General features: G+C 73.8%; 22 protein-coding genes and 1 pseudogene. 9 read left to right on the forward strand and 14 right to left on the reverse strand.

What is annotated here, in order from left to right; genetic code table 11:
* The first annotated feature begins 13 nt into the window (after positions 1 to 13).
* Together OG799_RS01140 and OG799_RS01145 are read left to right on the forward strand one after the other, a co-directional pair.
* Positions 14 to 1471 carry a lyase family protein gene (locus OG799_RS01140; RefSeq protein ID WP_406042169.1) on the forward strand — a complete coding sequence of 486 codons (1458 nt, stop codon included), beginning with the start codon at positions 14 to 16 and terminating at the stop codon, positions 1469 to 1471.
* Positions 1468 to 2397 (forward strand): ROK family protein, encoded by a 930-nt coding sequence (locus OG799_RS01145; protein ID WP_406042171.1) that lies wholly within the window; start codon positions 1468 to 1470, stop codon positions 2395 to 2397. Before OG799_RS01140 ends, OG799_RS01145 begins: the two co-directional genes overlap by 4 nt.
* Positions 2398 to 2426: 29 nt before the next feature.
* Here OG799_RS01145 and OG799_RS01150 read toward each other — a convergent pair whose 3' ends face one another.
* From OG799_RS01150 to OG799_RS01180, 7 genes are all read right to left on the reverse strand, one after another.
* A complete protein-coding gene (locus OG799_RS01150; RefSeq protein WP_406042173.1) occupies positions 2427 to 3158 on the reverse strand; it encodes a class I SAM-dependent methyltransferase in 732 nt (243 codons plus the stop codon).
* A 237-nt stretch (positions 3159 to 3395) separates the two neighbouring features.
* Complete coding sequence (locus OG799_RS01155) at positions 3396 to 4820, reverse strand: acyl-CoA carboxylase subunit beta (RefSeq protein WP_406042175.1); 1425 nt, start codon at positions 4818 to 4820, stop codon at positions 3396 to 3398.
* A 22-nt stretch (positions 4821 to 4842) separates the two neighbouring features.
* Complete coding sequence (gene fabF / locus OG799_RS01160) at positions 4843 to 6069, reverse strand: beta-ketoacyl-ACP synthase II (protein ID WP_406042177.1); 1227 nt, start codon at positions 6067 to 6069, stop codon at positions 4843 to 4845.
* 2 nt (positions 6070 to 6071) lie between these two features.
* The gene (locus OG799_RS01165) at positions 6072 to 6311 is read right to left on the reverse strand and encodes an acyl carrier protein (RefSeq protein ID WP_088972559.1); all 240 of its coding nucleotides are present in this window, start codon (positions 6309 to 6311) and stop codon (positions 6072 to 6074) included.
* Positions 6312 to 6395: 84 nt separating this feature from the next.
* Positions 6396 to 7340: a beta-ketoacyl-ACP synthase III gene (locus tag OG799_RS01170; protein WP_089013152.1), complete on the reverse strand. Its 945-nt coding sequence runs from the start codon at positions 7338 to 7340 to the stop codon at positions 6396 to 6398.
* Positions 7340 to 8509: an acyltransferase domain-containing protein gene (locus tag OG799_RS01175; protein WP_406042180.1), complete on the reverse strand. Its 1170-nt coding sequence runs from the start codon at positions 8507 to 8509 to the stop codon at positions 7340 to 7342. The genes OG799_RS01170 and OG799_RS01175 overlap by 1 nt, the downstream gene beginning before the upstream one ends.
* Before the next feature lie 78 nt (positions 8510 to 8587).
* Positions 8588 to 9889, reverse strand: coding sequence for a PucR family transcriptional regulator (locus OG799_RS01180; protein WP_406042182.1), 1302 nt, complete (start codon positions 9887 to 9889; stop codon positions 8588 to 8590).
* A gap of 55 nt (positions 9890 to 9944) precedes the next feature.
* On the opposite strand from OG799_RS01180, the pseudogene pyrE reads away from it, so the two are divergent.
* The 3 genes and pseudogenes from pyrE (at position 9945) to OG799_RS01195 (ending at position 11937) form a co-directional block, all read left to right on the forward strand.
* Positions 9945 to 10485 (forward strand): annotated as a pseudogene (gene pyrE / locus OG799_RS01185) (orotate phosphoribosyltransferase).
* A 150-nt stretch (positions 10486 to 10635) separates the two neighbouring features.
* The gene (locus tag OG799_RS01190; RefSeq protein WP_406042184.1) at positions 10636 to 10974 is read left to right on the forward strand and encodes a hypothetical protein; all 339 of its coding nucleotides are present in this window, start codon (positions 10636 to 10638) and stop codon (positions 10972 to 10974) included.
* Positions 10975 to 11010: 36 nt separating this feature from the next.
* Entirely contained in the window at positions 11011 to 11937 is a 927-nt protein-coding gene (locus OG799_RS01195) for an NADP-dependent oxidoreductase (protein WP_406042186.1), read from the forward strand.
* Positions 11938 to 11968: 31 nt separating this feature from the next.
* On the opposite strand, the gene OG799_RS01200 is transcribed toward OG799_RS01195, so the two are convergent.
* A complete protein-coding gene (locus OG799_RS01200) occupies positions 11969 to 12622 on the reverse strand; it encodes a hypothetical protein (RefSeq protein WP_406042188.1) in 654 nt (217 codons plus the stop codon).
* Positions 12623 to 12868: 246 nt separating this feature from the next.
* Here OG799_RS01200 and OG799_RS01205 point away from each other — a divergent pair, with 246 nt between their 5' ends.
* Positions 12869 to 13504: a copper resistance protein CopC gene (locus tag OG799_RS01205; RefSeq protein WP_406042190.1), complete on the forward strand. Its 636-nt coding sequence runs from the start codon at positions 12869 to 12871 to the stop codon at positions 13502 to 13504.
* A gap of 246 nt (positions 13505 to 13750) precedes the next feature.
* Here OG799_RS01205 and gltX read toward each other — a convergent pair whose 3' ends face one another.
* From gltX to OG799_RS01220, 3 genes are read right to left on the reverse strand one after another with little or no spacing between them, the layout of a single operon-like run.
* Complete coding sequence (gene gltX, locus OG799_RS01210; RefSeq protein ID WP_406042192.1) at positions 13751 to 15160, reverse strand: glutamate--tRNA ligase; 1410 nt, start codon at positions 15158 to 15160, stop codon at positions 13751 to 13753.
* Between the two features lie 48 nt (positions 15161 to 15208).
* Complete coding sequence (locus tag OG799_RS01215) at positions 15209 to 16486, reverse strand: MFS transporter (protein WP_406042194.1); 1278 nt, start codon at positions 16484 to 16486, stop codon at positions 15209 to 15211.
* Positions 16483 to 17814, reverse strand: coding sequence for a GH1 family beta-glucosidase (locus OG799_RS01220; protein WP_406042196.1), 1332 nt, complete (start codon positions 17812 to 17814; stop codon positions 16483 to 16485). The genes OG799_RS01215 and OG799_RS01220 overlap by 4 nt, the downstream gene beginning before the upstream one ends.
* A 188-nt stretch (positions 17815 to 18002) precedes the next feature.
* Between OG799_RS01220 and OG799_RS01225 the strand changes: the two genes are divergently transcribed.
* A complete protein-coding gene (locus OG799_RS01225) occupies positions 18003 to 18449 on the forward strand; it encodes an SRPBCC family protein (protein WP_406042198.1) in 447 nt (148 codons plus the stop codon).
* Between the two features lie 83 nt (positions 18450 to 18532).
* Here OG799_RS01225 and OG799_RS01230 read toward each other — a convergent pair whose 3' ends face one another.
* On the reverse strand, positions 18533 to 19066 hold the full coding sequence (locus OG799_RS01230) for a PadR family transcriptional regulator (RefSeq protein ID WP_406042200.1): 534 nt from the start codon (positions 19064 to 19066) through the stop codon (positions 18533 to 18535).
* Between the two features lie 74 nt (positions 19067 to 19140).
* Between OG799_RS01230 and OG799_RS01235 the strand changes: the two genes are divergently transcribed.
* A complete protein-coding gene (locus OG799_RS01235; protein WP_406042202.1) occupies positions 19141 to 19965 on the forward strand; it encodes an alpha/beta fold hydrolase in 825 nt (274 codons plus the stop codon).
* Positions 19966 to 20031: 66 nt separating this feature from the next.
* On the opposite strand, the gene aceE is transcribed toward OG799_RS01235, so the two are convergent.
* On the reverse strand, positions 20032 to 22776 hold the full coding sequence (gene aceE / locus OG799_RS01240; RefSeq protein WP_406042204.1) for a pyruvate dehydrogenase (acetyl-transferring), homodimeric type: 2745 nt from the start codon (positions 22774 to 22776) through the stop codon (positions 20032 to 20034).
* 268 nt (positions 22777 to 23044) lie between these two features.
* Here aceE and OG799_RS01245 point away from each other — a divergent pair, with 268 nt between their 5' ends.
* Positions 23045 to 23449, forward strand: coding sequence for a secondary thiamine-phosphate synthase enzyme YjbQ (locus OG799_RS01245; RefSeq protein ID WP_406042206.1), 405 nt, complete (start codon positions 23045 to 23047; stop codon positions 23447 to 23449).
* Between the two features lie 59 nt (positions 23450 to 23508).
* On the opposite strand, the gene OG799_RS01250 is transcribed toward OG799_RS01245, so the two are convergent.
* On the reverse strand, positions 23509 to 23637 hold the full coding sequence (locus tag OG799_RS01250) for a hypothetical protein (protein ID WP_406042208.1): 129 nt from the start codon (positions 23635 to 23637) through the stop codon (positions 23509 to 23511).
* Between the last annotated feature and the right edge of the window lie 30 nt (positions 23638 to 23667).

Here is a 23667-nt window from a genome sequence, read left to right on the forward strand (position 1 = left end):
GTAAGGACCCGCCATGAGCACACCCGCGCTGACCACCTACCAGCGGCACCACCTGGGGCCCACCTACGACCACCACGTCGGCCACCTCTACCCGGCGATGGTGCGCGCCAGCCAGGCGCACGTGGTGATGCTGACCGAGCAGGGGCTGATCCCCGCCGAGCGCGGCGCCCGGCTGCTGCGCGGGCTGGCCGAGCTGCGCGCCGACACCGCGCCGGCACCCGCGTACGACGGCAGCTTCGAGGACACCTACTACCTGCTCGAGAAGCGGCTCGCCGAGGCGTGTGGCATCCCGACGTCCGAGCTGGACGTGCAGATGGCCCGCAGCCGCAACGACCTCGACGCCGGGGTGTTCCGGATGCTGCTGCGCGACCAGCTGCTCGGCGTGCTGGACCGGGTGCTGGCCGCCGGCCGGACCGCGCTGGACCGGGCCGACCGGTACGCCGACGTGGTCATCACCGGCTACACCCACCGCCGGCCCGCCCAGCCCACCACCATCGGGCACGCCCTCGCCGGCTACGCCGAGGCGCTGGCCGGTGAGGCGGCCGCGTACGCGGACCTGATCGACCACCTGAACACCTCGCCGCTGGGCTCCTGCGCCTTCGCCGGCACCGACCTGGACATCGCCCCGGCCCGGGTGGCCGAGCTGCTCGGCTTCGACGGCCTGGTCACCAACTCGTACGAGGCGGTCGCCGGCGCCGACCACCTGGTGGAGGTGGGCACCCTCAACGCCCGGTCGTTGGCCACCGGCGCCCGGCTGGCCCGCACCCTGATGGACTGGCTGACCTGGCGCTGGGTGGTCACCCCGGGCGACTTCACCCAGGGCAGCAGCATCATGCCGCAAAAGCGCAACCCGGTGGTGCTGGAGCACCTGGTCTCCATGGCCGGGGCCGCCGCGGCGGACGCCGCGTCGGTGCTCAACAACGTCGGCGCGGCCTGGTGGGAGGACTCCAACAACGCCACCACCGACGTGCAGGTCCGGCTCTGGGACAGCAACGACCGCACCGACCGGTTCTTCGCCCTGCTCGGCGGCTTCCTCGCCGAGCTGGAGCCGCTGGAGCCGCCGTCGGCCGAGGAGATCGTCGCCTCCGGCGCCACCACGACCGCCGCCGCCGACGCGCTCACCCGGCACGGCGTACCGTTCCGGGCCGCGCACTCGGTGGTCGGGCGGCTGGTCCGCGGCGGTGATCCGGCCTCCTGGACGGCGGCGGACGTGCGGGCCGCGGCGGACGCCGTCGGGCTCGACGCCCCGCTCGACGACGCCGCGGTCGCCGACCTGATCGCCGCCGCCGTCCGCCCCGAGCTGGTCCTCGACCGGGCCCAGGTGGACGGTCCGGGCGCCGCGGCCGTCCGCGCCCAGGTCGGCGTGCTGCGCGCCGCCTTCGACACGGTCGCCGGCCGGCTGGCCGAGGTACGCGACCGGCTCGGCCGGGCCGACGCCGCGCTGGACGAGGCCGCGGGGACGGCCCGATGAAGGTCCGCCTGGCCGGCCGGTCCGGTCAGCCCGCCAGGGGGACCGGCATCGAGCCGTTGCTGCTCGGCATCGACTTCGGCGGCACCAAGATGGCGGTCGGGGTCGCCGACGCGCAGGGCCGGCTGCTGGCCCGCGAGCGGCTCCCCACGTACGCCGAGCGGGGTGCCCCGCAGGCCCTGGAACGGGCGCTGGAGCTGGCCGCCGAGCTGGTCGCCGGCGTCGGCGGGCCGGTGGCCGCCGCCGGGGTGGCCTCGCCCGGCGTGGTCCGGCCGGACGGCATCGACCTTGCCCCCAACGTGCCCGGCTGGGAGCGGCTGCGGCTCGCCGAGGCGGTGCGGGAGTGGCTCGGCGTGGCCCGGGTGGCGGTGGACAACGACCTGAACGCCGCCGCCCTGGCCGAGCTGCGGCTCGGCGAGCTCCGCGACGCCGACCCGGGCCTGGTGGTCGGGCTCGGCACCGGGGTCGCGGCGGCGGTCACCGTCCGCGGCGCGGTGCTGCCCGGTCACCACGGCGCGGCCGGTGAGATCGGGTACGCGGTGGCCGGCGGCCCGTGGCCCGGCACCATGCTGGAGCTGGACTTCTCCGGCCGGGCGCTGGACCGGCTCGCCGACGAGCTGGGCGTGCCCGGTGGGGCGGCCGGGCTGGCCGCCCGGGCCGAGCACCCGGGGGCGGCTCGGGACGCGCTCACCGCCCGGGTCGACGAACTGGCCCGCCACTTGGTCACCTGCTGCCTCCTGCTCGACCCCCAGCGGGTGGTGCTGGTCGGTGGGGTGGCCGGCAGCGAGCTGATCCGTGGTCTGCTCATCGGCCGGCTCACCGAGGTGCTGCCGCACCGGCCGGACGTGGTGCTGTCCCGGTTCGCCGACGACGCCGCGCTGCTGGGCGCGGTGACCCTGGCCCGCGAGGCGGTACCCGCGGCCGGCTGACCGCGGTCTCCGGCCCGTCGCCGCCGCTGTCAGTCGCGGCCGGGGCCGTCGTCGGTGGGCCGGTGAGCGCGCAGCATCAGCGATACGCCGGGGAGCGACCGCACCGGCAGGTACCGCTCGGCGGTGATGATCGTGCGCAGCCCGAGGTTGACCACCGGGTGCAGGTCGTCCAGGTCGCTGCCGGTGGACCGGCGCCGCCGCCAGGCGGCCACCGGGCGGAGCACCACGTTCCAGCTCCACAGCTCGTCGACGACCAGCCCGGCCTTTTCCACCACGGCCCGCAGCGAGGCGCGGTCGTAGCGGCGGACGTGCCCGACCGCCACGTCGTGCGCGGACCAGAGCCGCATGTCGCAGGGCACGGCGATCAGCGCCGTCCCGCCGGGGCGCAGCGTGCGGCGGATCTCGGCGGCGGCCAGGTGGTCCTCGTCGAAGTGCTCCAGGATGTCGAACGCGACCACCAGGCCCAGGCTGGCGGAGGGGACCGGCAGGCACCGGGCGTCCGCCCGGATAACGTCCAGGCCGCGCTCCCGGGCCCCGCCGGCGCCCTCGGCGCTGTACTCCAGGGCCAGCGGTCGCCAGCCGTGCGCCCGCAGCACCCGGGTGTTGCCGCCGCCGGCCGCGCCGATGTCCAACGCCCGCTCCGGTCGCGTCCCGGCCGCCGCCAGCCGGCGCAGCGCCCGGCGGAGCAGGGCACGCCGCTCCCGGTACCACCAGTGGGTGTCCTCGAGCGCGGCGAGCTTGCGGATCTCGGTCGCTTCCACGGCGTACTCCTCGGCGGGTGTCGGCGGCCCTCACCCTAACGGCCCCCGCGGCGGCCGACCGGGGCGGCGGCAAATCGGGGTGCGGGCCCCGGCCGGCGCAGCTGGTGATGGCCCGGTGGACCGGCAACTACCGGCGGGGCAACGAACGGACCGCCCGGCAGCATCCCCGCAACCGGGGCTGAGACGCGGTCAGGGTCCGCACCCGGACGGGCGCGGACCCTGACGGTACGACCGGTGTTACAGCGGGATGTTGCCGTGCGCGCCCCGGGCGGCCGGCGCCGCGGCGAGCGCCTCGGCGATCCGGCGCCGGGTCTCCTCCGGCTTGATCATGTCGTCCACCACGCCGATCTCCAGCGCCCGGTTGACGCCACCGGCGACCCGGGTCTGCTCCTCGATCAGTTGGGCGCGCAGCGCCTCCCGCTCCTCGGCGGGGGCGGCGGCCAGCTTCTTGCGGTGCAGGATGTTGACCGCCGCGCTGGCGCCCATCACGGCGACCTCCGCGTTCGGCCAGGCGAACACCGCGGTGGCGCCGAGCGAGCGGGAGTTCATCGCGATGTACGCGCCGCCGTACGCCTTGCGGGTCACCAGCGTCACCCGCGGCACCACCGCCTCGGCGAACGCGTGCAGCAGCTTCGCGCCGCGCCGGACCACGCCGTCCCACTCCTGGCCCAGGCCGGGCAGGTAGCCGGGGACGTCCACCAGCACGATCAGCGGCACCCCGAGCGAGTCGCACATCCGCACGAACCGAGCCGCCTTCTCGGCGCTGGACGCGTCGAGGCAGCCACCCAGCCGCAGCGGGTTGTTGGCGATCACGCCGACCGTCCGGCCGGCGAACCGGCCGAGCGTGGTGACCACGTTGGGCGCCCACTTGGCGTGCAGCTCCACGCCCGGCGCGTCGAGCAGGGCCATCACCACCGGCTTCACGTCGTACGCCCGGTTGGTCTCGGCGGGCATCTTCGCGGCCAGGTCGTGCCCGTCCGTCACGCCGACCGGCACGTCGTCCGGGGAGAGCCGGCCCTGGTGACCCAGCAGCGCGGCGAGCTTGCGCGACTCGACCATCGCCGCCTCGTCGTCGGCGCAGGTCACGTGCACCACGCCGGAGCGCCGGCCGTGCGGCTCGGGGCCGCCCAGGCGCTCCATGTCGACCTGCTCACCGGTGACGCTGCGGACCACCTCGGGGCCGGTGACGAAGATCCGACCGGCGCCGCTCATCACCACGATGTCGGTCAGCGCCGGGCCGTACGCGGCGCCGCCGGCGGCCGGGCCGAGCACCACCGAGATCTGCGGCACCCGGCCGGAGGCCCGGACCATGGCGGCGAAGACCTGCCCGACGGCGTCGAGCGCGACGACGCCCTCGGCGAGCCGGGCGCCGCCGGAGTGCCAGAGGCCGAGCACCGGCACCCGCTCCCGGACGGCGGTGTCGATCGCGTCGACGACGTGTCGGCACCCGTCGGTGCCCATCGCGCCGCCCATCCTGGTGGCGTCGGTGGCGAACGCGATCGCCGGCGTACCGTCGATCTCCCCCCGCGCCCAGAGCGCGCCGGAGGTGTCCCGCGGCGAGGCCAGCCGCAGCGTGCCGGCGTCGAACAGGGCCCGCAGCCGGGCCTCCGGATCTCGGTAGTCCACAGTCGTGCTGTCCGCGCTGACGGCGGTCGTGGTCACTGGTGCCTCCAAGGCTGTGGTCTCAGGCCCGCGTGAAGACGAGAGCCACATTGTGACCGCCGAAGCCGAACGCGTTGTTCAGCGCGGCGGGGATCTCCAGGTGGCGTGCCTTGTGGGCGGCCACATCCATGGTCAGGCCCTCGTCCGGGTCGTCCAGGTTGATCGTCGGAGGTACGACACTGTCGCGGATCGCCAGGATCGCGGCGATGGACTCCAGCGCGCCGGCCGCGCCGAGCAGGTGCCCGGTCATCGACTTGGTGGCCGACAGCACCGGGTGGTCGCCGAGCGCCTTGTGCAGCGCGCCGATCTCCAGCATGTCGCCCACCGGGGTGGACGTGGCGTGCGCGTTGACGTGCATGATGTCCGTCTTCGCGACACCGGAGTCGGCGATGGCCTTCGTGATGGCCCGGATCGCGCCCTCGCCCTCGGCGTGCGGCTGCACGATGTCGTACGCGTCGGAGGTGATGCCTGCGCCGGCGAGGCGCGCGTAAACCCGGGCGCCGCGCGCGGCGGCGTGGTCGGCGCGCTCCAGGACCACCACGCCCGCGCCCTCACCGAGCACGAAGCCGTCGCGGCCCTTGTCCCAGGGGCGGGAGGCCCGCTCCGGCTCGTCGTTGCGGGTCGACATGGCCCGCATCGAGGCGAAACCGGCGATCGGCAGCGGGTGGATGACCGCCTCGGTGCCGCCGGCCACCACCACGTCGGCCCGACCGGCGCGGATGATGTCCAGGCCGAGCGCGATCGCCTCCGCGCCGGTCGCGCAGGCGCTGGCCACCGAGTGCACGCCGGCCTTGGCGCCCAGCTCCAGCCCGACCCAGGCGGCCGGACCGTTCGGCATCAGCATCGGCACCGTGTGCGGGGAGACCCGCCGCGGCCCGGACGCCTCCAGGATGTCGTCCTGGGCGAGCATGGTGGTGGCGCCGCCGATTCCGGAGCCGACGCTGACCGCCAGCCGCTCCGGGTCGAGCCCGGAGTCGGCCAGGCCGGCGTCGGCCCAGGCCTGCTGCGCCGCGATGATCGCGATCGCCTCGGACCGGTCCAGCCGGCGCAGCTTGACCCGCTCCAGCACCTCGGACGGGTCCACCGCGAGCTGGGCGGCGATCCGGACGGAAAGTTGCCCGGCCCACTCCTGGGTGAGCGCACTCACCCCGGAGCGGCCGGCGAGCATGGCGTCCCAGGTCGACGCGACGTCCCCGCCGAGCGGGGTCGTCGCGCCGAGCCCGGTGACGACGACGTCGGGGCGACTCATGATCAGGACTGCGCCGCGATGTAGCTGACGGCGTCCCCGACGGTCTTGAGGTTCTGCACCTCGTTGTCCGGGATCTTGACGCCGAACTTCTCCTCGGCCGCCACCACGACCTCCACCATGGAGAGGGAGTCGACGTCGAGGTCGTCGGTGAAGGACTTCCCCTCGGCCACGTCGTCCGGGTTCACCCCGGCAACCTCTTCGAGGATCTCGGCGAGGCCGGCGGTGATCTCGTCACGGGTCATTTCGGTTGGTTCCTTTCATCGGGGGTTCTCGACGGCCGGCGTTGCCGGCCGCCACTCCTCGGCGCGTGCGCGCCGGAGGGGGTCTCAGGGGCAGCGGACGACCTGACCGGCGTAGGTCAGGCCGCCGCCGAAGCCGAACAGCAGCACCGGGGCGCCCGCGGGCACCTCCCGCCGCTCGACCAGCTTGGACAGGGCCAGCGGCACGCTCGCCGCCGAGGTGTTGCCGGACTCGACGATGTCCTTGGCGATGATCGCGTCCGGGATGTTCAGCCGCTTGACGATGCCGTCGATGATCCGGGCGTTGGCCTGGTGCGGCACGAACGCGGCCAGCTCCGACGGCGCGACCCCGGCCTTCTCGCAGGCCTGCAGCGCCAGCGGGGCCAGCGCGGTGGTGGCCCAGCGGAAGACCGCCTGCCCCTCCTGCGCGATGTACGGGCGCCAGCCCTCGATCCGGACCGCGTCGCTCTTCTCCGGCACCGAACCCCAGACCACCGGGCCCACCCCGGCCGGCTCGCCCTCGGCGGCGGCGGTCACCACGGCCGCGCCGGCGCCGTCACCGAAGATGATGCAGGTCGAGCGGTCGGTCCAGTCGGTGAAGTCGGAGAGCTTCTCCGCGCCGATCACGATCGCGTTGCGCGCCGCCCCGGCCCGGATCGCGTGATCGACGGTGCCGAGGGCGTAGGCGAAGCCGGAGCAGGCGGTGTTGATGTCGTACGCGGCCGGGGCGGTGATGCCCAGCTTGGCGGCGACCCGGCAGGCCACGTTCGGGCTGCGGTCGACCGAGGTGCAGGTGGCCACGACGACGAGGTCGATGTCGGCGGCGGTGAGGCCCGAGTTGGCCAGCGCCTTGCCGGCGGCGGCGGTGGCCATGTCGGCCACCGTCTCGTCCCCGGCGATCCGCCGGGTGACGATGCCGACCCGGTCCCGGATCCACTCGTCGTTGGTGTCCACGAGCTGGGCGAGGTCGTCGTTGGTCACCACCCGGGACGGCTGGTAGTGGCCCATCGAGACGATCCGACTGCCTGCCATTAGTGCTGTCCTCCGATGCGGGCGAGCGGCTGGCCCGGGGCGACCGGGTCGTCGTGGTGGGCGAGCCACTCGGTGAGCAGCCCGCTGTCGTGCGCGGTCACCTCGACCGGCCCCTGCCGGGTCGCGACGTGACCGATGACCTGGCCGACCCGCAGGTCCGCCCCCTCGGCCAGCTCGGTGGCCGGCTCGAAGGTGCCGGCGGCGGGGGAGACCACCACCCGGAACTGGATCACCGGCTCGTGGCCGCCCAGGCCGCTGTGCCGGGCGATCAGGTCCCGCGCGGCGGGCAGGTCGTCGGGGGTGTTCAGGGTGACGATCTCGGGCACTCCGGTGGCCTTCAGCTCCCGCTTGACCAGGCCGGCCAGGGTGCCGGCGGGGGGCAGCTCGATCACTCCGGTGACACCGAGGTCGGCCAGCGTGCGCATGCACAGGTCCCAGCGCACCGGCGCGGTCACCTGCCGGACCAGCCGCTGCACCATCTCCCGGCCGTGGTTGACCGCCGAACCGTCGAGGTTGGACAGCAGGATCCGGGCGGGGTCGGCCGGGGTGATCCCGGCGGCGACGCCGGCCAGCGCGGCCTCGGCGGGGGCCATGTACGGGGTGTGGAAGGCGCCGGCCACCTGGAGCCGGATCACCCGGGTCTTCGCCGGCGGCTCGGCGGCCAGCTTGTCCAGCCCGGCCACCGCGCCCGCGGCGACGACCTGGCCGGCGCCGTTGCGGTTGGCCGGGTACAGCCCGTGCGCCTCGATCGCGGCCAGCACCTCGTCCGGGTCGCTGCCGAGCACGGCGGCCATCCCGGTGGGCTCCAGCGCGCAGGCGGCGGCCATCTCCCGACCGCGTACCCCGGCGAGGGTGATCGCCGCCTCGGCGGGCAGCACTCCGGCGAGGGCGGCCGCGCCCAGCTCACCTACGCTGTGCCCGGCGGTCACCGCGACGTCGTACATCGGCAGCTGCTCGGCGGCGAGCAGCCCGGCCGCGACCAGCAGCGGCTGGGTGCGGGCGGTGTCCTTGATCTCCTCGGCGTCGGCCTTGGTGCCAAGGTGGACCAGGTCGACGCCGGCCAGCGCGGACCACCAGCGCAGACGCGCCTCGGAGCCGGTCAGGTCGAGCCAGGGAGTCAGGAAGCCGGGTTTCTGGGAACCCTGGCCGGGCGAGAGTACGGCGAGCACGTCTACGACTCTGACGGATACTCACCGGTCGCGCTGTAGCGAGCGACACCAAACCGCACTAGAACCTTTGGCGGGTTCCTACAAAAATCGGCGGTGATCATCACCCAGCTGTGATGTTTTCCTCACGGGTGGGGTCATTGTCTGGGTCGGGACGGGTGCGACCCCCGGGACGACCGGGTCCAGCCGACCCACGGTCAGCGCCACCTGGAGGGCGAACGCGTCCCGCGGCGCCAGCGGGGAAAAGCCCGTCACCTCGGCGATCCGCTTCAGTCGGTAGCGGACGGTGTTCGGGTGCACGAAGAGCGCCCGGGCCGCGCTCTCCAGCGTGCCGCCGGCGGCGAAGAACGCGTCCAGGGTCTCCAGCAGCTCGCCACCGGCCCGGACCAGCGTGGCGTACACGTCATGGCGGAGCCGGCGGCGGGCCTCCGCGTCGCCGGCCAGGGCCCGCTCCGGCAGCAGGTCGGCGGCCGGCACCGGGCGCGGCGCGGCCGGCCAGGCAGGGGCCGCACGGAACCCGGCCAGCGCGGCCCGCGCCGAGTCCGTCGCCTCGTCCAGACTGGGTACGGCCGGACCGACCACCACCGGGCCGTCGCCGAACGCGGTCAGCAGCTTCTCCGTCGCCGCCATCGGGTCGGCCGCCCCGCCGAGCACGATGACCAGCCGGTCGCCGTGCACGCCGCCGATCACCTCCACCCCGATCCGCCGGGCCTGCCGGTAGACGGTGTGCAGCACGGCGGCCACCTCGCCGCCCGGGGAGCGGCCCACCGCCACTGCCACCGGTGGAGCGTCCGTCCAGCCCAGCGCCGCCGCCCGGCTGGCCAGCACGTCCGGCGAGTCACCGCGCAGCAGGGCGTCCACCAGCAGGGCCTGCAACCGGGCGTCCCACGACCCGCGGGACTCGGCGGCGCGGGCGTAGACCCGGGCGGCGGCGAAGGCGATCTCCCGGGAGAAGCGCAGCACCGCCTCGCGCAGCTGCTGCTCCTCACCCTTCACGGCCAGGTGCGACACCTGCTCCTCGACCACGTCGATGGTGACCTTGATCAGGGCGACGGTCTGCTGGAGGCTGATCGAGCGGGCGAGGGCCTGCGGGGCGGTGGCGAAGACCTCGTCGGAGACCTCCTGGGTGCTGTCCGCGGTGCCGCCACCGGAGCGCAGCCACTGCACCAGGGACCGGGCGCCCGCCTGGGCGACCAGCATGACCCAGGAGCGCTGGTCCGCCGGGAGTTCCCGGAACCAGGGCAGCGTCTCGTCCATCCGGGCCACGCTGGCGGTGGCCAACGCCCCCGCCGCCCGTTCGATCCGGCGGAGCGTGGCCGACAGGTCGCTGGCGCCCGGCTCGCTCACCGCTCCAGCCTGACACGTCCTGAGCTGGGCCTCCACACCGAGGGGCCGGCCGGCGGGGACGCGTCGGGGGATTCCGCCAGAATGCTCTTCCGTGACCGATCACGACCTTGCCGCCCTGGCCCGCGACATCGACGCCACCTGCCGGCTCACCGGACGCTTCGTGCTCCGCTCCGGCCGCACCGCCGACGAGTACTTCGACAAGTATCGGTTCGAAGCCGACCCGGTGCTGCTGGACCGGGTCGCCGCCGGGCTCGCCGCGCTGGTCCCGCCCGGCACGGAGGTGCTGGCCGGGCTGGAGATGGGCGGCATCCCGGTGGTGACCGCCCTGGCCCGGCACACCGGCCTGCCCTGCGCCTTCGTCCGCAAGACCGCCAAGGAGTACGGCACCGCCCGGCTGGCCGAGGGCGCCGACGTCGCCGGCCGCCGGGTGCTCGTGGTCGAGGACGTGGTGACCTCCGGCGGCCAGGTGGTGATCTCCACCGGGCAGCTCCGCGAGCTGGGCGCCCGGATCGACCACGCGCTCTGCGTGATCGACCGCTCCGAGGGGGGGCACGGAGGCCCTCGCCGCGCACCACATCGCGCTGCGCGCCCTGCTCACCCGCGCCGACCTGGAGGCGCACCGGCGCGCCTGACCGACCACCGGCGGTCCGGGCCGGCCGGACGATCTCCGGCGCGCGCCGACCCGGTACGCGGCGCACGGCCCGTCAGCCCCGGCCAGTACGGTGTCAGGGCACGTCGGGGCGACCTGCCCGACGGGCGATGGCGAGCGTGAGGAGACCGGGATGGCGCACGGGGAGGCCGAGCACGGCTGCGCCCAGGGCGAGCCCTGCCGGCTGGGCCACCACGAACAGCCGGGGTCCGCCAAGCACCCCCGCCGGCTGGGCGGCGTGACGCATCCGGGGGAGCCGACCGCCGGGCGCGGGCCCGACCGCGTCGACGACGACCCGCCCGCCCCGCGCCAGCGCGGGCCTGAGCCGGCCGAGCTGGCCGCGCCGGAGCCGGCGCCCGCCCAGGGCTGCCGCAGCGACCTGGCCGGCTGGGCCGGCGCGCACCGGCACGGCGCGGTCCGGCCGCGCAACCGGACGCACCGCCGGGAACGACCGCCGCACCGCTGGTGCTGACCCCGCCGCCGCCCGCCGGCGACTAGCGTGAGCAGGGTGAAGGCGATCGCGATCGACGCGTACGGCGCGGCCGACCGGCTCACCCTGCGCGAGCTGCCGGAGCCGCCGGTCGGCCCGGACACGGTGCTGGTGCGGGTGCGCGCCGCCGGGGTTAACCCGGTCGACTGGAAGGTCCGTGAGGGCCACCTGGCCGGCGCCATGCCGAGTCACTTCCCGCTGGTGCTCGGCTGGGACGCCGCCGGCGTGGTGGCCGCCGCCGGTCCGGCGGTGGCCGGCTTCGCCGTCGGGGACGAGGTGATCGGGTACGTCCGGCGCGACGACATCCAGCACGGCACGTACGCCGAGCTGGTGCCCGCCCCGGAGCGGACGCTCGCCGACAAGCCGGTGCAGGCGTCCTGGGCCGAGGCGGGTGGCCTGCCGCTGGCCGGGCTGACCGCGTACCAGGCGTTGCAGCAGGCGCGGACCGGCGCCGGGGACACCGTCCTGGTGCACGGCGCGTCGGGCGGGGTGGGGCATCTGGCCGTGCAGCTGGCCCGGGCGCTCGGCGCGCACCGGGTGATCGGCACCGCGAGCGAGGCCAACCACGACTTCGTCCGGTCGCTGGGCGCCGAGCCGGTGGCCTACGGCGACGGGTTGCTGGACCGGCTCCGCGCCGTCGCGCCCGACGGGGTGGACGTGGCGCTGGACCTCTTCGGCGGCGAGTCGTTGGACGTCTCCGCCGAGCTGCTGAACCGGCCCGCCCGGCTGATCTCGACCGCCGACCCGGAGCACGTCACCCGCCTCGGCGGCAGCTACCTGTTCGTCAAGCCGTCGACCGCCGACCTGAGCGTGCTGGCCGGGCTGGTCGACGCCGACCGGCTCACCGTGCATGTGGCCCGGACGTTCCCGCTCGCCGAGGCCGCCGAGGCGCAGCGGCTGGTGGCGGCGGGGCACGTCCGGGGCAAGGTCGTGCTGGAGGTGTGAGCGCGGCGCCCAGCCGGCCGACGGCGACCGTTCAGCGGGTGCGGTGTCGGATCAGCAGCGCGATCCCGGCGAGGCCGGTCGTGATGACCAGCACCACCCCGACGTTGAGCAGCAGCAGCCGCCGCAGCTCGCCCATCGCGTCGTCGATGTCCCGCACCGGGTTGAGCGAGTCCTCCGGGATGACCCGTTCGCCGCCACCCACGCCGCCGGTGACCGTGTCGAACCGCCGCTCCAGCGGCACGCCGACGGTGCGCAGCGTCTCCGACATGTTGAGCCGGCCGAAGAACCAGCCGGCCGCGGTCTTGCTCAGGTCGGGCTGCTTGGCCGGCCGGTAGACCCGGGGGCCGCCCTTGGCCAGCGGGTAGAGGTCGTACGTCCGCATCGGCACGTCCCCGGCGAACACCACGACCGTGTACTTCGGACCGAGGTTCTTCACCTCCGGGCCCCGCTGCTGGCCGGTCCGGCCGAGCCAGCTCACCTGGTCGATGACGGCGACGACCTCGGTGGGCCGGGTGTCGGCGCGCAGCCGCAGCGGCTGGTCGAGCTGGTAGCCGCTGATGTCCACTCCGGCGGGTGGCAGCTTCGGCCCCGTCGCCCTGGCCGCGCCGGCGAACGCCAGCGAGCAGGCCGTCGCTATCAGCGCACCGGTCACCGCGGCCAGCAGCCGCCTCACCTTCCGGACCATCGCCGCCTCCTCGCCCCGTTCGATGGCTGGCTTCCGCTGCAGGTCACACGTTGATCGGCCGACGATGGTGGTCATGCCCACAGACCGGGTGCCCACTTCAAAGACTCCGCAGAACGTAGCTTGGTTGCAGCTGCTGGAAGAGTATTTGGAACTATCTGCGATCTGGGGCCGACTAAATGGGCGTCCGTTGATCAGCGGGCGGATCGTACCTTTGCGGAGGGGCTCATGGGGGGCAGCGTGGCACGCGTGGCGCGTACCTGGCTGGCGGTTGTCGGCATGGCGATCGGAGTGTCGGTGGTGCTGCCGGCCACCCCGGCGGCCGCCCACAACTCGTTGACCGGCAGCGACCCGCGCAACGGGGCGCGGCTGGCCGCCGCGCCGAAGCGGATCGAGCTCCGATTCCTCGCCACGCCCGCTCCCGCTACGACCAAGATCACAGTCACCGGGCCGGACAATGTGCCGGCGGCGGGCGGCGCGCCGACCTTTTCCGGCAGCCGGGTGAGCGTGCCGTTCAAGCCCGGGGCGGCCGGCCTCTACATCGTCGGCTACCAGGTCGGGTCGACCGACGGCCACCCGGTGACCGGCGAGATCCGCTTCACCCTCACCACCGGCACCCCGGCCGAGCCGCCGTCAGCGAGCCCCACCCTCCCGTCCGCCAGCGCCACCGCCCCGTCGCCCACCGCCCCGTCGCCCACCGGCGGGGCGACGTCCGCCGGGTCGCCGACGGCCTCGGCGAGCGGGTCGCCGGTGAGCCCGGCCGCGGCCGCCGACGAGGGCTCGGACGAGCGCGCATCAGGCTGGTTCTGGCTGCTCGCGGCCGTCGTGATGCTGGTCCTGGTTGGTGGCGTCGTCCTGCTCCGCCGCCGCTCCAGCCGGCGCTGACCCGCACGGCGTCGTCGCCGGCCGCGTGGCGTTCGCCCCGGGGGCGACACCCTTCGTGGGCCGCTTTGCTCTGCTGCAGCGACGGCAACACCCACGGCCCGCCGCTGTTGCGTGGGTTGCAGCAGAGCAAAGCGGGTGCAGCGGGGTGCCGGGGGGACGACGCGGCGCGCCCGGTGGCCGGTGGGCGGAGCGGGGACGTACGACGAAGGGCCCGCCGGATGACCGGCGGGCCCTTCGCTGTCGGGGTCAGACCAGGCGGACCCGGGCGGCGCGCAGCCGGGTCAGGGCGCGCTCGCGGCCGAGCACCTCGAGAGACTCGAAGAGCGGCAGCCCCACGGTCCGGCCGGTGACCGCGACCCGGACCGGCGCCTGGGCCTTGCCCAGCTTCAGGCCGCGCTCCGCACCGACCGCCTCCAGGGTGGACTTCAGCGACTCGGCGTCCCAGGAGTCCAGCGCGTCGAAGGCGGCGATGGCGGCGTCCAGCAGTTCCGCCGCGCCCTCCTTCATCGCCTTCGCCCAGGCCGCCTCGTCGATCAGCGGGTCGGCCACGAAGAGGAAGTCGACGTTCGGCACGATCTCGCTGAGCACCGCGATCCGGGTCTGGGCCAGCGGCGCGACCGCGGCGAACGCGGCGGCGTCGAACTCCTCCGGCTGCCACGGCGGCGGGGCGATGGTCCCGGTGCCGGTCAGCCACGGCTGGCAGGCCGCGATGAACTCCTCGACCGGCAGCGCCCGGATGTACTCGCCGTTGAACGCGCGCAGCTTCTTCTCGTCGAAGAACGCCGGGGAGGGGTTCACCTCCGCCAACCGGAACTCCTCCTCGATCACCGACCAGGGCACGATCTCCCGGTCGCCGGAGGGGGCCCAGCCGAGCAGCATCAGGTAGTTGCGCATCGCCGCGGCGAGGTAGCCCTCGTCCCGGTACGCCTCCAGGGCGACCTTGTCGCGCCGCTTGGAGAGCTTCTGCCGCTTCTCGTTGACCACCACCGGGACGTGCGCCCAGATCGGGGGCTTGACCCCGAGGGCGTCCCAGAGGAGCTGCTGCTTCGGGGTGTTGGGCAGGTGCTCCTCGGCCCGGATCACGTGGGTGATGCCCATGGTCATGTCGTCGACCACGTTGGCGAGCAGGAAGACCGGCGACCCGTCGCCCCGGGCGATGACGAAGTCCTCGATCAGCTTGTTCTCGAAGGTCGGCTCGCCGCGGATCAGGTCGACCACCACGGTCTCGCCCTCGTCCGGCGTACGGAAGCGCAGCGCCCGCCCCTCACCCGGGCCGAGGCCCTTGTCGCGGTGGAAGCCGTCGTAGCCCTGGTACTGCGAGCCGGTGCGGGCCTGCACGGCCTCCCGGGTGCAGTCGCAGTAGTACGCCCGGCCGGCGTCGTACAGCCGCTGGGCGGCCGCCCGGTGCTCCCCGGCGTACGACGACTGGAAGTACGGGCCCTCGTAGCTGCCCCGCTCGATGCCGATCCAGTCGAGCGCCGACAGGATGCCCTCGGTCCACTCGGGCTTGTTGCGGGCCGCGTCGGTGTCCTCGATGCGGAGCACGAACACCCCGCCCTGCTGCTTGGCGTAGATCCAGTTCTGCAGGGCCGAGCGGGCGCCGCCGACGTGGAACATACCAGTCGGGGAAGGGGCGAAGCGTACACGTACCGTCACGCCTCCAGCCTACGGCCGGCCGCGACCGCTTTCCGCCAGGGGGCCGGGTCAGGGCACCGAACGGATCTTGAGGACCAGGGCGCTGCCGAGCAGGGTGACCGCCGCGGTGACCGCGTAGAGGGTGGGGTAGCCGCCGAGGTGCACCACGATCGGGGCGGAGATGGCCGGCCCGAGCACCTGCGGCGCCGAGTTCGCGATGTTGATCACGCCGAGGTCCTTGGCCCGGTCGGTGGCCGCCGGCAGCACCTGGGTGATCAGCGCCGCGTCCACCGCAAGGTAGACGCCGTAGCCGGCGCCGAGCAGCAGCGCGGCGGTCACCGCCATCGGCCAGACCGGGGCCACGGCCAGCAGCAGCGCCGCCACCGCCATGATCAGCCCGGAGACGATCACGAAGACCTTGCGCCGGCCGGACCGGTCGGACAGCCGGCCGGCGACCACGGCGGTGAGCATCATGCCGAGCGTGTAGAGCAGGATCAGCACCAGCAGCGCGCCCTCCGGGTCGGCCACCCGCACCCCGTCGGTCAGGAAGTACAGCAGGTACAGCGTGCCGAGGGCGTTGCCGGTCTGGACCAGGAACCGGGTGAACCAGGCCCAGGCGAAGTCGGGGTGCCGGCGCGGGCTGATCCACATCGAGGCGAGCAGGCCGCGCAGCCGCAGCGCCGGCCGGTGCTCCCGGGGCAGCGGGTCGTCGGCGGTGAGCAGCGCGAACGGCAGCGACAGCAGCAGCATCACCAGCGCGATGGCGGCGTACCCGGCGGCGTTGCCGGTGACCAGCGCGGTGACCAGCACCGCCCCGACCACCAGGCCGAGCGCCTGCGGGATGCCCACCCAGCCGGAGACGCCGCCGCGCTGGGCCACCGGCACCCGGTCCGGGATGGCGGCGGTCAGGCTGGCCAGCATCGCGTTGAAGCAGACCTGCGCGGCGACCCAGCCGACGGCCACCCCGGCGATGGTTTCCTGCCGGGCCAGCAGGACCAGCGCGAGCGCGCCGAGCACCGCGCCGGAGGCCGTCCAGACGTGTCGCCGGCCGAGGTGCCGGCTAGCCAGCCGGATCGCGGTCCGGTCGGACAACGCCCCGGCGAGCGGGTTGGCCAGCACGGCGGCGAGTGCGCCGAATCCGGTGACGACCGCGAGCATGGCCTCCTTGTCGCCCGGGGCGATCCGCTCGATCTGCTGCGGCAGCAGAACCTGGATCGGGGTGAAGAAGGCCATCCAGACGCCCAGGTTGGCCGCGAAGATCAACGCGATCCAGCTCCGCCGGACCGGCGCGGTCGGTTCGGCGAGCGCCGCCGGCAGCGAGGTCGGCGTCGGGTTGACCGTGGTCACGGCCGGACCACCGCGTCGCGGAACCAGGCGTACGACGACTTGGGTGTCCGCGTCTGTGTGGCGTAGTCGACGTGCACCAGGCCGAACCGTTTGGTGAACCCCTCGGCCCACTCCCAGTTGTCCAGCAGCGACCAGACGAAGTACCCGGTCACGTCGACCCCCGCGTCGATCGCCTCGCGAACGGCGCGCAGGTGCCCGTCCAGGTACGCGATCCGTTCCGGGTCGTCCACCCGGCCGTCGGCGTCCGGCACGTCGTCGTACGCGCAGCCGCTCTCGGTGACCTGGATCGGCGGCAGTCGGTCGCCGTAGGTGTCGCGGAGCCCGACGAGCAGGTCGCGCAGCCCGTCGGGGACCACCGGCCAGTCGAAGGCGGTCCGCGGGTAGCCGTCCAGCGGGACGATCTCGAAGGGCAGCGGCGAGCCCTCCTCGGCCGCCCGGATGCCGGTGGGGTTGTAGTAGTTCACCCCGAGCACGTCGATCGGGGCGGCGATCACGTCGAGGTCGCCGTCGCGGACCACGCCCGGGTCGAAGCCCGGCTCCTCCGGGTACCCGAGCCCGAGCAGCGGGTCGGTGAAAAGCCGGTTGTGCAGCGCGTCGTACGCCGCCCCGGCAGCCCGGTCGGCGTCGGTGTCGCCGGCCAGGCGCACCGGTGAGTAGTTGTTCGCGATCGCCACCGGGCTGCTGCTGCGGGCGCGCAGCGCCGAGACCGCGAGGCCGTGCCCGAGCAACTGGTGGTGGGCCACCGGGAAGGCGTCGAAGAGCAGCATCCGGCCGGGGGCGTGCACGCCCATGCCGTGCCCGAGGCTCATGTGGACGAACGGCTCGTTGAGGGTGATCCAGAGTTTCACCCGGTCCCCGAGGCGGGCCGCGACCAGGTCGGCGTACTCGGCGAAGCGGGCGGCGGTGTCCCGGTTGAGCCAGCCGCCGGCGTCCTCCAGAGCCTGCGGCAGGTCCCAGTGGAAGAGGGTGGCGACCGGGTCGACGCCGTGGCCGAGCAGTTCGTCCACCAGCCGTTCGTAGAAGTCCAACCCGGCGGAGTCGGCCGCCCCGGCCCCGGTGGGCTGAACCCGGGGCCAGGCGATGGAGAACCGGTACGCGGACACCCCGAGCCCGGCCAGCAGCGCGACGTCCTCGCGGTACCGGTGGTAGTGGTCGCAGGCGACGTCGCCGGTGCTGCCGTCGGCGATCCGTCCGGGGGAGTGGGCGAAGGTGTCCCAGATGGACGGCCCTCGGCCGTCGGCGTCGACCGCGCCCTCGATCTGGTAGGCGGAGGTGGACACCCCCCAGCGGAACCCGGTGGGGAAGTCCGGCATCGACGCGGTCGTCATTCGCCCTCCCAGAAACGCGAAGCGTGTTCGCGACTCTAGGGCGCGGGCCGCCGATGCGCCATAGGCCCGGGAGTGCCGGCCACGCAAGGGTTTTCGGCGTGTCTTTTTACGAACCCGTCCGGGTAAGTCCGATTTACACATAGAGTGCCGAATATCGCGGATGTGTTTTAAGTGGGGGAAAAACAGAAATGATCCTCGTGGAACGCAGTGCGCACGTGGTGGCGCCGGTGGAAGCGGTCTGGGACGTCGTGCAGCGGGCCGAGCAGTTGCCCGCCTGGCTGGCGGGGGTCCGCGCGGCGGAGGTCCTCTCGGGGGAGGGCTTCGGCCGGCGGCAGCTGGTCCAGGCCGGACGCGGCTCGGCGCACGAGGCCGAGGTGATCGCCTACCAGGGGCCGACCCTGATCGGGTGGCGCGAGCGGGCCAAGGGCGCCGGGGCCCGGGCCGAGGCGCGCACCGAGATCTACGTACAGCTGACCCCGGACGAGGAGGAGGGCGGGACGATCGTGCGGCTCATCGTCGTACGGTGGCCCGCCGGCCCGGTGAAGGCCGCCCTGCTCCGGCTCGGCCTGCGTCGGGTCGGCGCCGACCTGGAGGACTCGCTGGCCCGACTGACCGACCTGGCCGCCGTCGGCTGACGGGCCCGTCCGGCGTCACCCGCGATGGTGATGGTCCGGCGTCCCCGCCAGGGACGCCGGACCATCGTCCACTCCGCGCCCGGTCAGCCGGCCTGCTCCCGCAGCTCGGCGATGGCCTCCCGCAGCCAGGCCCGCTCCGCCCGGCTGATCCCCCCGGCCATGACCAGCATGCCCCGGCGGAACCGGTCGGCCTGGTCGGCGGCGCGCTGCGGCCGGTCCCCGGTGTAGAAGAAGCTCGCCGGCTGGTCGAGGAAGTCCAGCCGCCGCTGGAGGACGGCCGCCTGCGCCGCCGGATCCGCGAGCTGGCCGAGGAAGGCGAGCAGGGTGAAGAAACGGTTCTGGTCGGTGACGTCGAGCTCGGCCGGCTCGCGCAGCCGCCGCCGCAGCTCGTCCCGCCCGGCCTCGGTGAGCGAGAGGGTGTGCCGGGGCGCCGCGGCGGCCCCCGGCTCCCGCTGCCGGGTGAGCAGACCCGCCCGCTCCAGGCGGTTGATCGCCGGGTAGAGACTGCCGTCGCTCACCGGGCGGGCGTACCCGGCGAGCTGCGAGATGCGGGTCCGCAGCTCGTACCCGTGCAGCGGTCCCTCGCCGAGGAACCCCAGAATCGCCAACTCCAGCATTCCCGCATTCTGCCTTGCCCGTCCGGTCATGCCTCGATACGGTGTACCTCGATTCGAGGCATGAGGGAGGACGCATGCGCGTCGAGGGACATGGCGGGACCGGGTTGAAGGTGGTCGACTTCGGCGGCGAGGGCCCGGGCATCCTGCTGCTGCACGGGCTGACCGGTCGCGCCGCCAACTGGACGGCCACCGCCCGCTGGCTCAGCCGACACGGCCGGGTCGTCGGATACGACGCCCGGGGCCACGGCCACAGCGACAAGCCCGACGGCCCGTACGACCGGCCGGCGTACGTCGGCGACGCGGTCGCGGTGATCGAGGCGCTCGACCTGGCGCCCGCGGTGGTGATCGGGCACTCGATGGGCGGACTCACCGCGTGGCAGCTCGCCGCTGCCCGTCCCGACCTGGTGGCCGCCGTGGTGATCGCCGACATGAGCCCGGTGACCCCGCCCGACCTGGTGGACCGCTGGGCGGGCTGGCTGGCCGACTGGCCGGTGCCGTTCCCGACCCTGGCTGACGTGCGCGACTACTTCGGCGCCGAACGGCGTACCGAGGGGGAGTCCTTCGTGGAGGTGATGTCCGGCGGCCCCGACGGCTGGCGGCCGCTCGCCCACGCCGACCACGTGCTCGCCTCGCTGGCGCACTGGTCGGCGCGGGACCACCGGCCCGAGCTGACCGCGGTCACCTGCCCGGCGCTGGTGGTGGCCGGCGCGCAGAGCGACCAGCCCGTCGACCGGCAGCGGGAGATGGCCGAGCTGCTGCCCGACGGCCGCTGGGCCGTGGTGCCGGATGCCGGCCACGTCCTGTACTACGACAACCCCGACGGCTGGCAGGCGGCCGTCGAGCCCTTCGTGGCCGAGCTGACCGCCCGCGCTCCCCACGCCGTGCACGCCGCGGGCTGAGACCCGGCCCGAGAAAGCGAAGGGCCCGGCGCGGTGACACCGCGCCGGGCCCTTGTCGCGTACGACCTAGCTGTCGCCGCCGGTCTCGCCCACCGGGGCGGCGTTGACGTCGTCCAGCGCGTACTTCTTGGCGGCCTCGGCCGGCACGTTCGCCGGCACCGCGCCGCGCAGCGCGAGCTGACGCAGCGTCGCGACCGCCACCGACTCGGCGTCGACGTGGAAGTGCCGCCGCAGCGCGTGCCGGGTGTCCGACATGCCGAAGCCGTCGGTGCCGAGCGAGGTGTAGTCGCCCGGTACCCAGCGGGAGATGAGGTCCGGTACCGCGCGCATCCAGTCGCTGACCGCGACCTTCGGCCCGTCGGCGTCGGCCAGCTTCTGCTGGATGTACGGCACCCGCTGCTCGCCGCCCGGGTTGAGCAGGTTGTGCTCCTCGCACTCCACCGCGTCCCGGCGCAGTTCGGTCCAGGAGGTCACCGACCAGACGTCGGCGGCCACGCCCCAGTCCTCGGCGAGGATCTCCTGCGCCTTCAGCGCCCACTGCATGCCGGTGCCGGAGGCGAGGATGTTCGCCTTCGGCGCGTCCCCGTCCACCTTCGGCGCGGGGGAGTAGCGGTAGATGCCCTTGAGGATGCCGTCGACGTCCACGCCCTGCGGCTCGGCCGGCTGGAAGATCGGCTCGTTGTAGACCGTCAGGTAGTAGAAGACGTTCTCCTGCGCCTCGCCGTACATCCGGTGCAGGCCGTTCTCCATGATGTGCGCGATCTCGAACGCGAACGCCGGGTCGTACGCGACCACCGCCGGGTTGGTGGCGGCGATCAGCAGCGAGTGGCCGTCCTCGTGCTGGAGGCCCTCACCGTTGAGCGTGGTCCGCCCGGCGGTCGCGCCGAGCAGGAAGCCCCGCGCCATCTGGTCCGCCGCCGCCCAGAGCCCGTCGGCGGTCCGCTGGAACCCGAACATCGAGTAGAACATGTACATCGGGATCATCGGCTCGCCGTGCGTGGCGTACGAGCTGCCGGCGGCGGTGAACGAGGCGACCGAGCCGGCCTCGTTGATCCCCTCGTGCAGGATCTGCCCGCCGGTGGCCTCCTTGTACGACAGGAACAGCTCCCGGTCCACCGACGTGTACCGCTGGCCGTGCGGCGAGTAGATCTTCGCCGTCGGGAAGAGCGAGTCCATGCCGAAGGTGCGGGCCTCGTCCGGGATGATCGGCACCCAGCGCTTGCCGAACTCCTTGTCCTTCATCACGTCCTTGAGTAGGCGGACGAAGGCCATCGTGGTGGCCACCTTCTGCTTGCCCGAGCCGCGCTTGACGTCGGAGAACCGCTCGGGGCCGGGGATCTGCAGCCGCTTGCCGGCGGTCCGCCGGGACGGGAGGTACCCGCCGAGCTGCTGCCGCCGCTCCTTGAGGTACGCGATCTCGTCGGACTTCTCACCCGGGTGGTAGTACGGCGGCAGGTAGGGGTTCTCCTCCAGCTGCTTGTCCGGGATGTCCAGGTAGAGCCGGTCGCGGAAGAGCTTCAGGTCCTCCAGCGTCAGCTTCTTCATCTGGTGGGTGGCGTTGCGGGCCTCGAAGTGCGAGCCCAGCGTCCAGCCCTTGATCGTCTTGGCCAGGATCACCGTCGGCTGGCCGGTGTGCTCCATCGCCGCCTTGTAGGCCGCGTAGAGCTTGCGGTAGTCGTGGCCACCCCGCTTGAGGTTCCAGATCTCGTCGTCGCTCAGGTGCTCGACCATCTTGCGGGTCCGCGGGTCGCGGCCGAAGAAGTGCTCCCGGACGTACGCCCCGGACTCCGCCTTGTAGGTCTGGTAGTCACCGTCGGGCGTCGTGTTCATCAGGTTGACCAGCGCGCCGTCGGTGTCCGCGGCGAGCAGCGGGTCCCACTCCCGGCCCCAGACCACCTTGATCACGTTCCAGCCGGCGCCCCGGAAGAACGCCTCCAGCTCCTGCATGACCTTGCCGTTGCCGCGGACCGGACCGTCCAGGCGCTGGAGGTTGCAGTTGATCACGAAGGTGAGGTTGTCCAGCTCCTCGCGGGCGGCCACCCCGATCGCGCCCAGCGACTCGACCTCGTCCATCTCGCCGTCGCCGAGGAACGCCCAGACGTGCTGGTCGGAGGTGTCCTTGATGCCGCGGTGGTGCAGGTAGCGGTTGAACCGGGCCTGGTAGATCGCGTTGAGCGGCCCGAGGCCCATGGAGACGGTGGGGAACTCCCAGAAGTCCGGCATCAGCCGCGGGTGCGGGTACGAGGGCAGTGAGCCACCCGGGTGCGACAGCTCCTGGCGGAAGCCGTCGAGCTGGTCCTCGCTCAGCCGGCCCTCCATGAACGCCCGGGCGTACATGCCGGGGGAGGCGTGACCCTGGTAGAAGATCTGGTCGCCGCCGCCCGGGTGGTCCTTGCCGCGGAAGAAGTGGTTGAAGCCCACCTCGTAGAGCGACGCCGAGCTGGCGAAGGTGGAGATGTGCCCGCCGACGCCGATCTCCGGACGCTGCGCCCGGTGCACCAGCATGGCGGCGTTCCACCGGATGTACGCCCGGATCCGCCGCTCGATGTGCTCGTCACCCGGGAACCACGGCTCGCGCTCCGGCGGGATGGAGTTGATGTAGTCGGTGGTGGTCAGCGACGGCACCCCGACCTGTCGCTCGCGGGCCCGCTCCAGCAGGCGCAGCATGACGTACCGGGCGCGTTTGGTTCCGCGCTCGTCGATGACACCGTCGAGCGACTCGACCCATTCGCCGGTCTCTTCAGGGTCGATGTCCGGAAGCTGGCTCGGCAGACCAGCGGTGATCACCGGGCGCTTGCGTTCCGTAGCCACAGGCGTTCCCTCGGTTGTGTGTGGGATAGGTCTCTAGCGCCATCCTGCCCCCTGGTGGCGCTCGTCGTCACGTCTCCCTCCCCCAGACGCGATGCTCAACACAGGTACTCGCCAGTAACTTTGTGCGATCGCCGGGTGCGCTGGGCCGGCGCGGTCGGAGCCACCCGGCCACCCTGCCGACCTGCGACGACCGGTGCTGCTGATCCCGGGGTGCCGACGGTGGCGGTGGCGGGGGCGGTTCCTGACCGGCTAGGGCAGAATGCGCCGTATGCGCAGTGAGGTGATCACCGTCCAGACCGGGTCCCGGCCGACCGTCCGGGACATCACCGCCGAGGCCGAGGGGTTCGTCTCCGGGCAGGGCGACGGCCTGCTGCACGTCTTCGTGCCGCACGCCACCGCCGGCCTGGCGATCATCGAGACCGGCTCCGGCTCCGACGACGACCTGCTGCGGGCGATCGACGACCTGCTCCCCGCCGACGACCGCTGGCGGCACCGGCACGGCTCACCCGGCCACGGGCGGGACCACGTGCTGCCCGCGTTCGTCCCGCCGTACGCGACCCTGCCGGTGGTCGACGGGCGGCTGGCCCTCGGCACCTGGCAGTCGATCTGCCTGGTCGACACCAACGGCGACAACCCCACCCGCAAGGTCCGCTTCTCGTTCCTGCCGGGCTGACCGGATCCGACGAAGGGTGGCCACCCGGTCCGGGCGGCCACCCCGCGTACCGCCCCGGGTCAGGGGCGGACGGTCTCCGCGTCGACCGTCTGCTGGTCGGCGTCCGCGTCGGACTCGGCGGCGAAGCCGGGTGCGGCGGGCGGGTGGTCGTACGTCTGGTGCAGGCCGGGCACCCCGTCCTCGATCACGAACGACGCCCCCTCTCAACAGCCCGGGGC

This window comes from Micromonospora sp. NBC_00898, from assembly GCF_045207895.1.
Taxonomy (GTDB): domain Bacteria; phylum Actinomycetota; class Actinomycetes; order Mycobacteriales; family Micromonosporaceae; genus Micromonospora.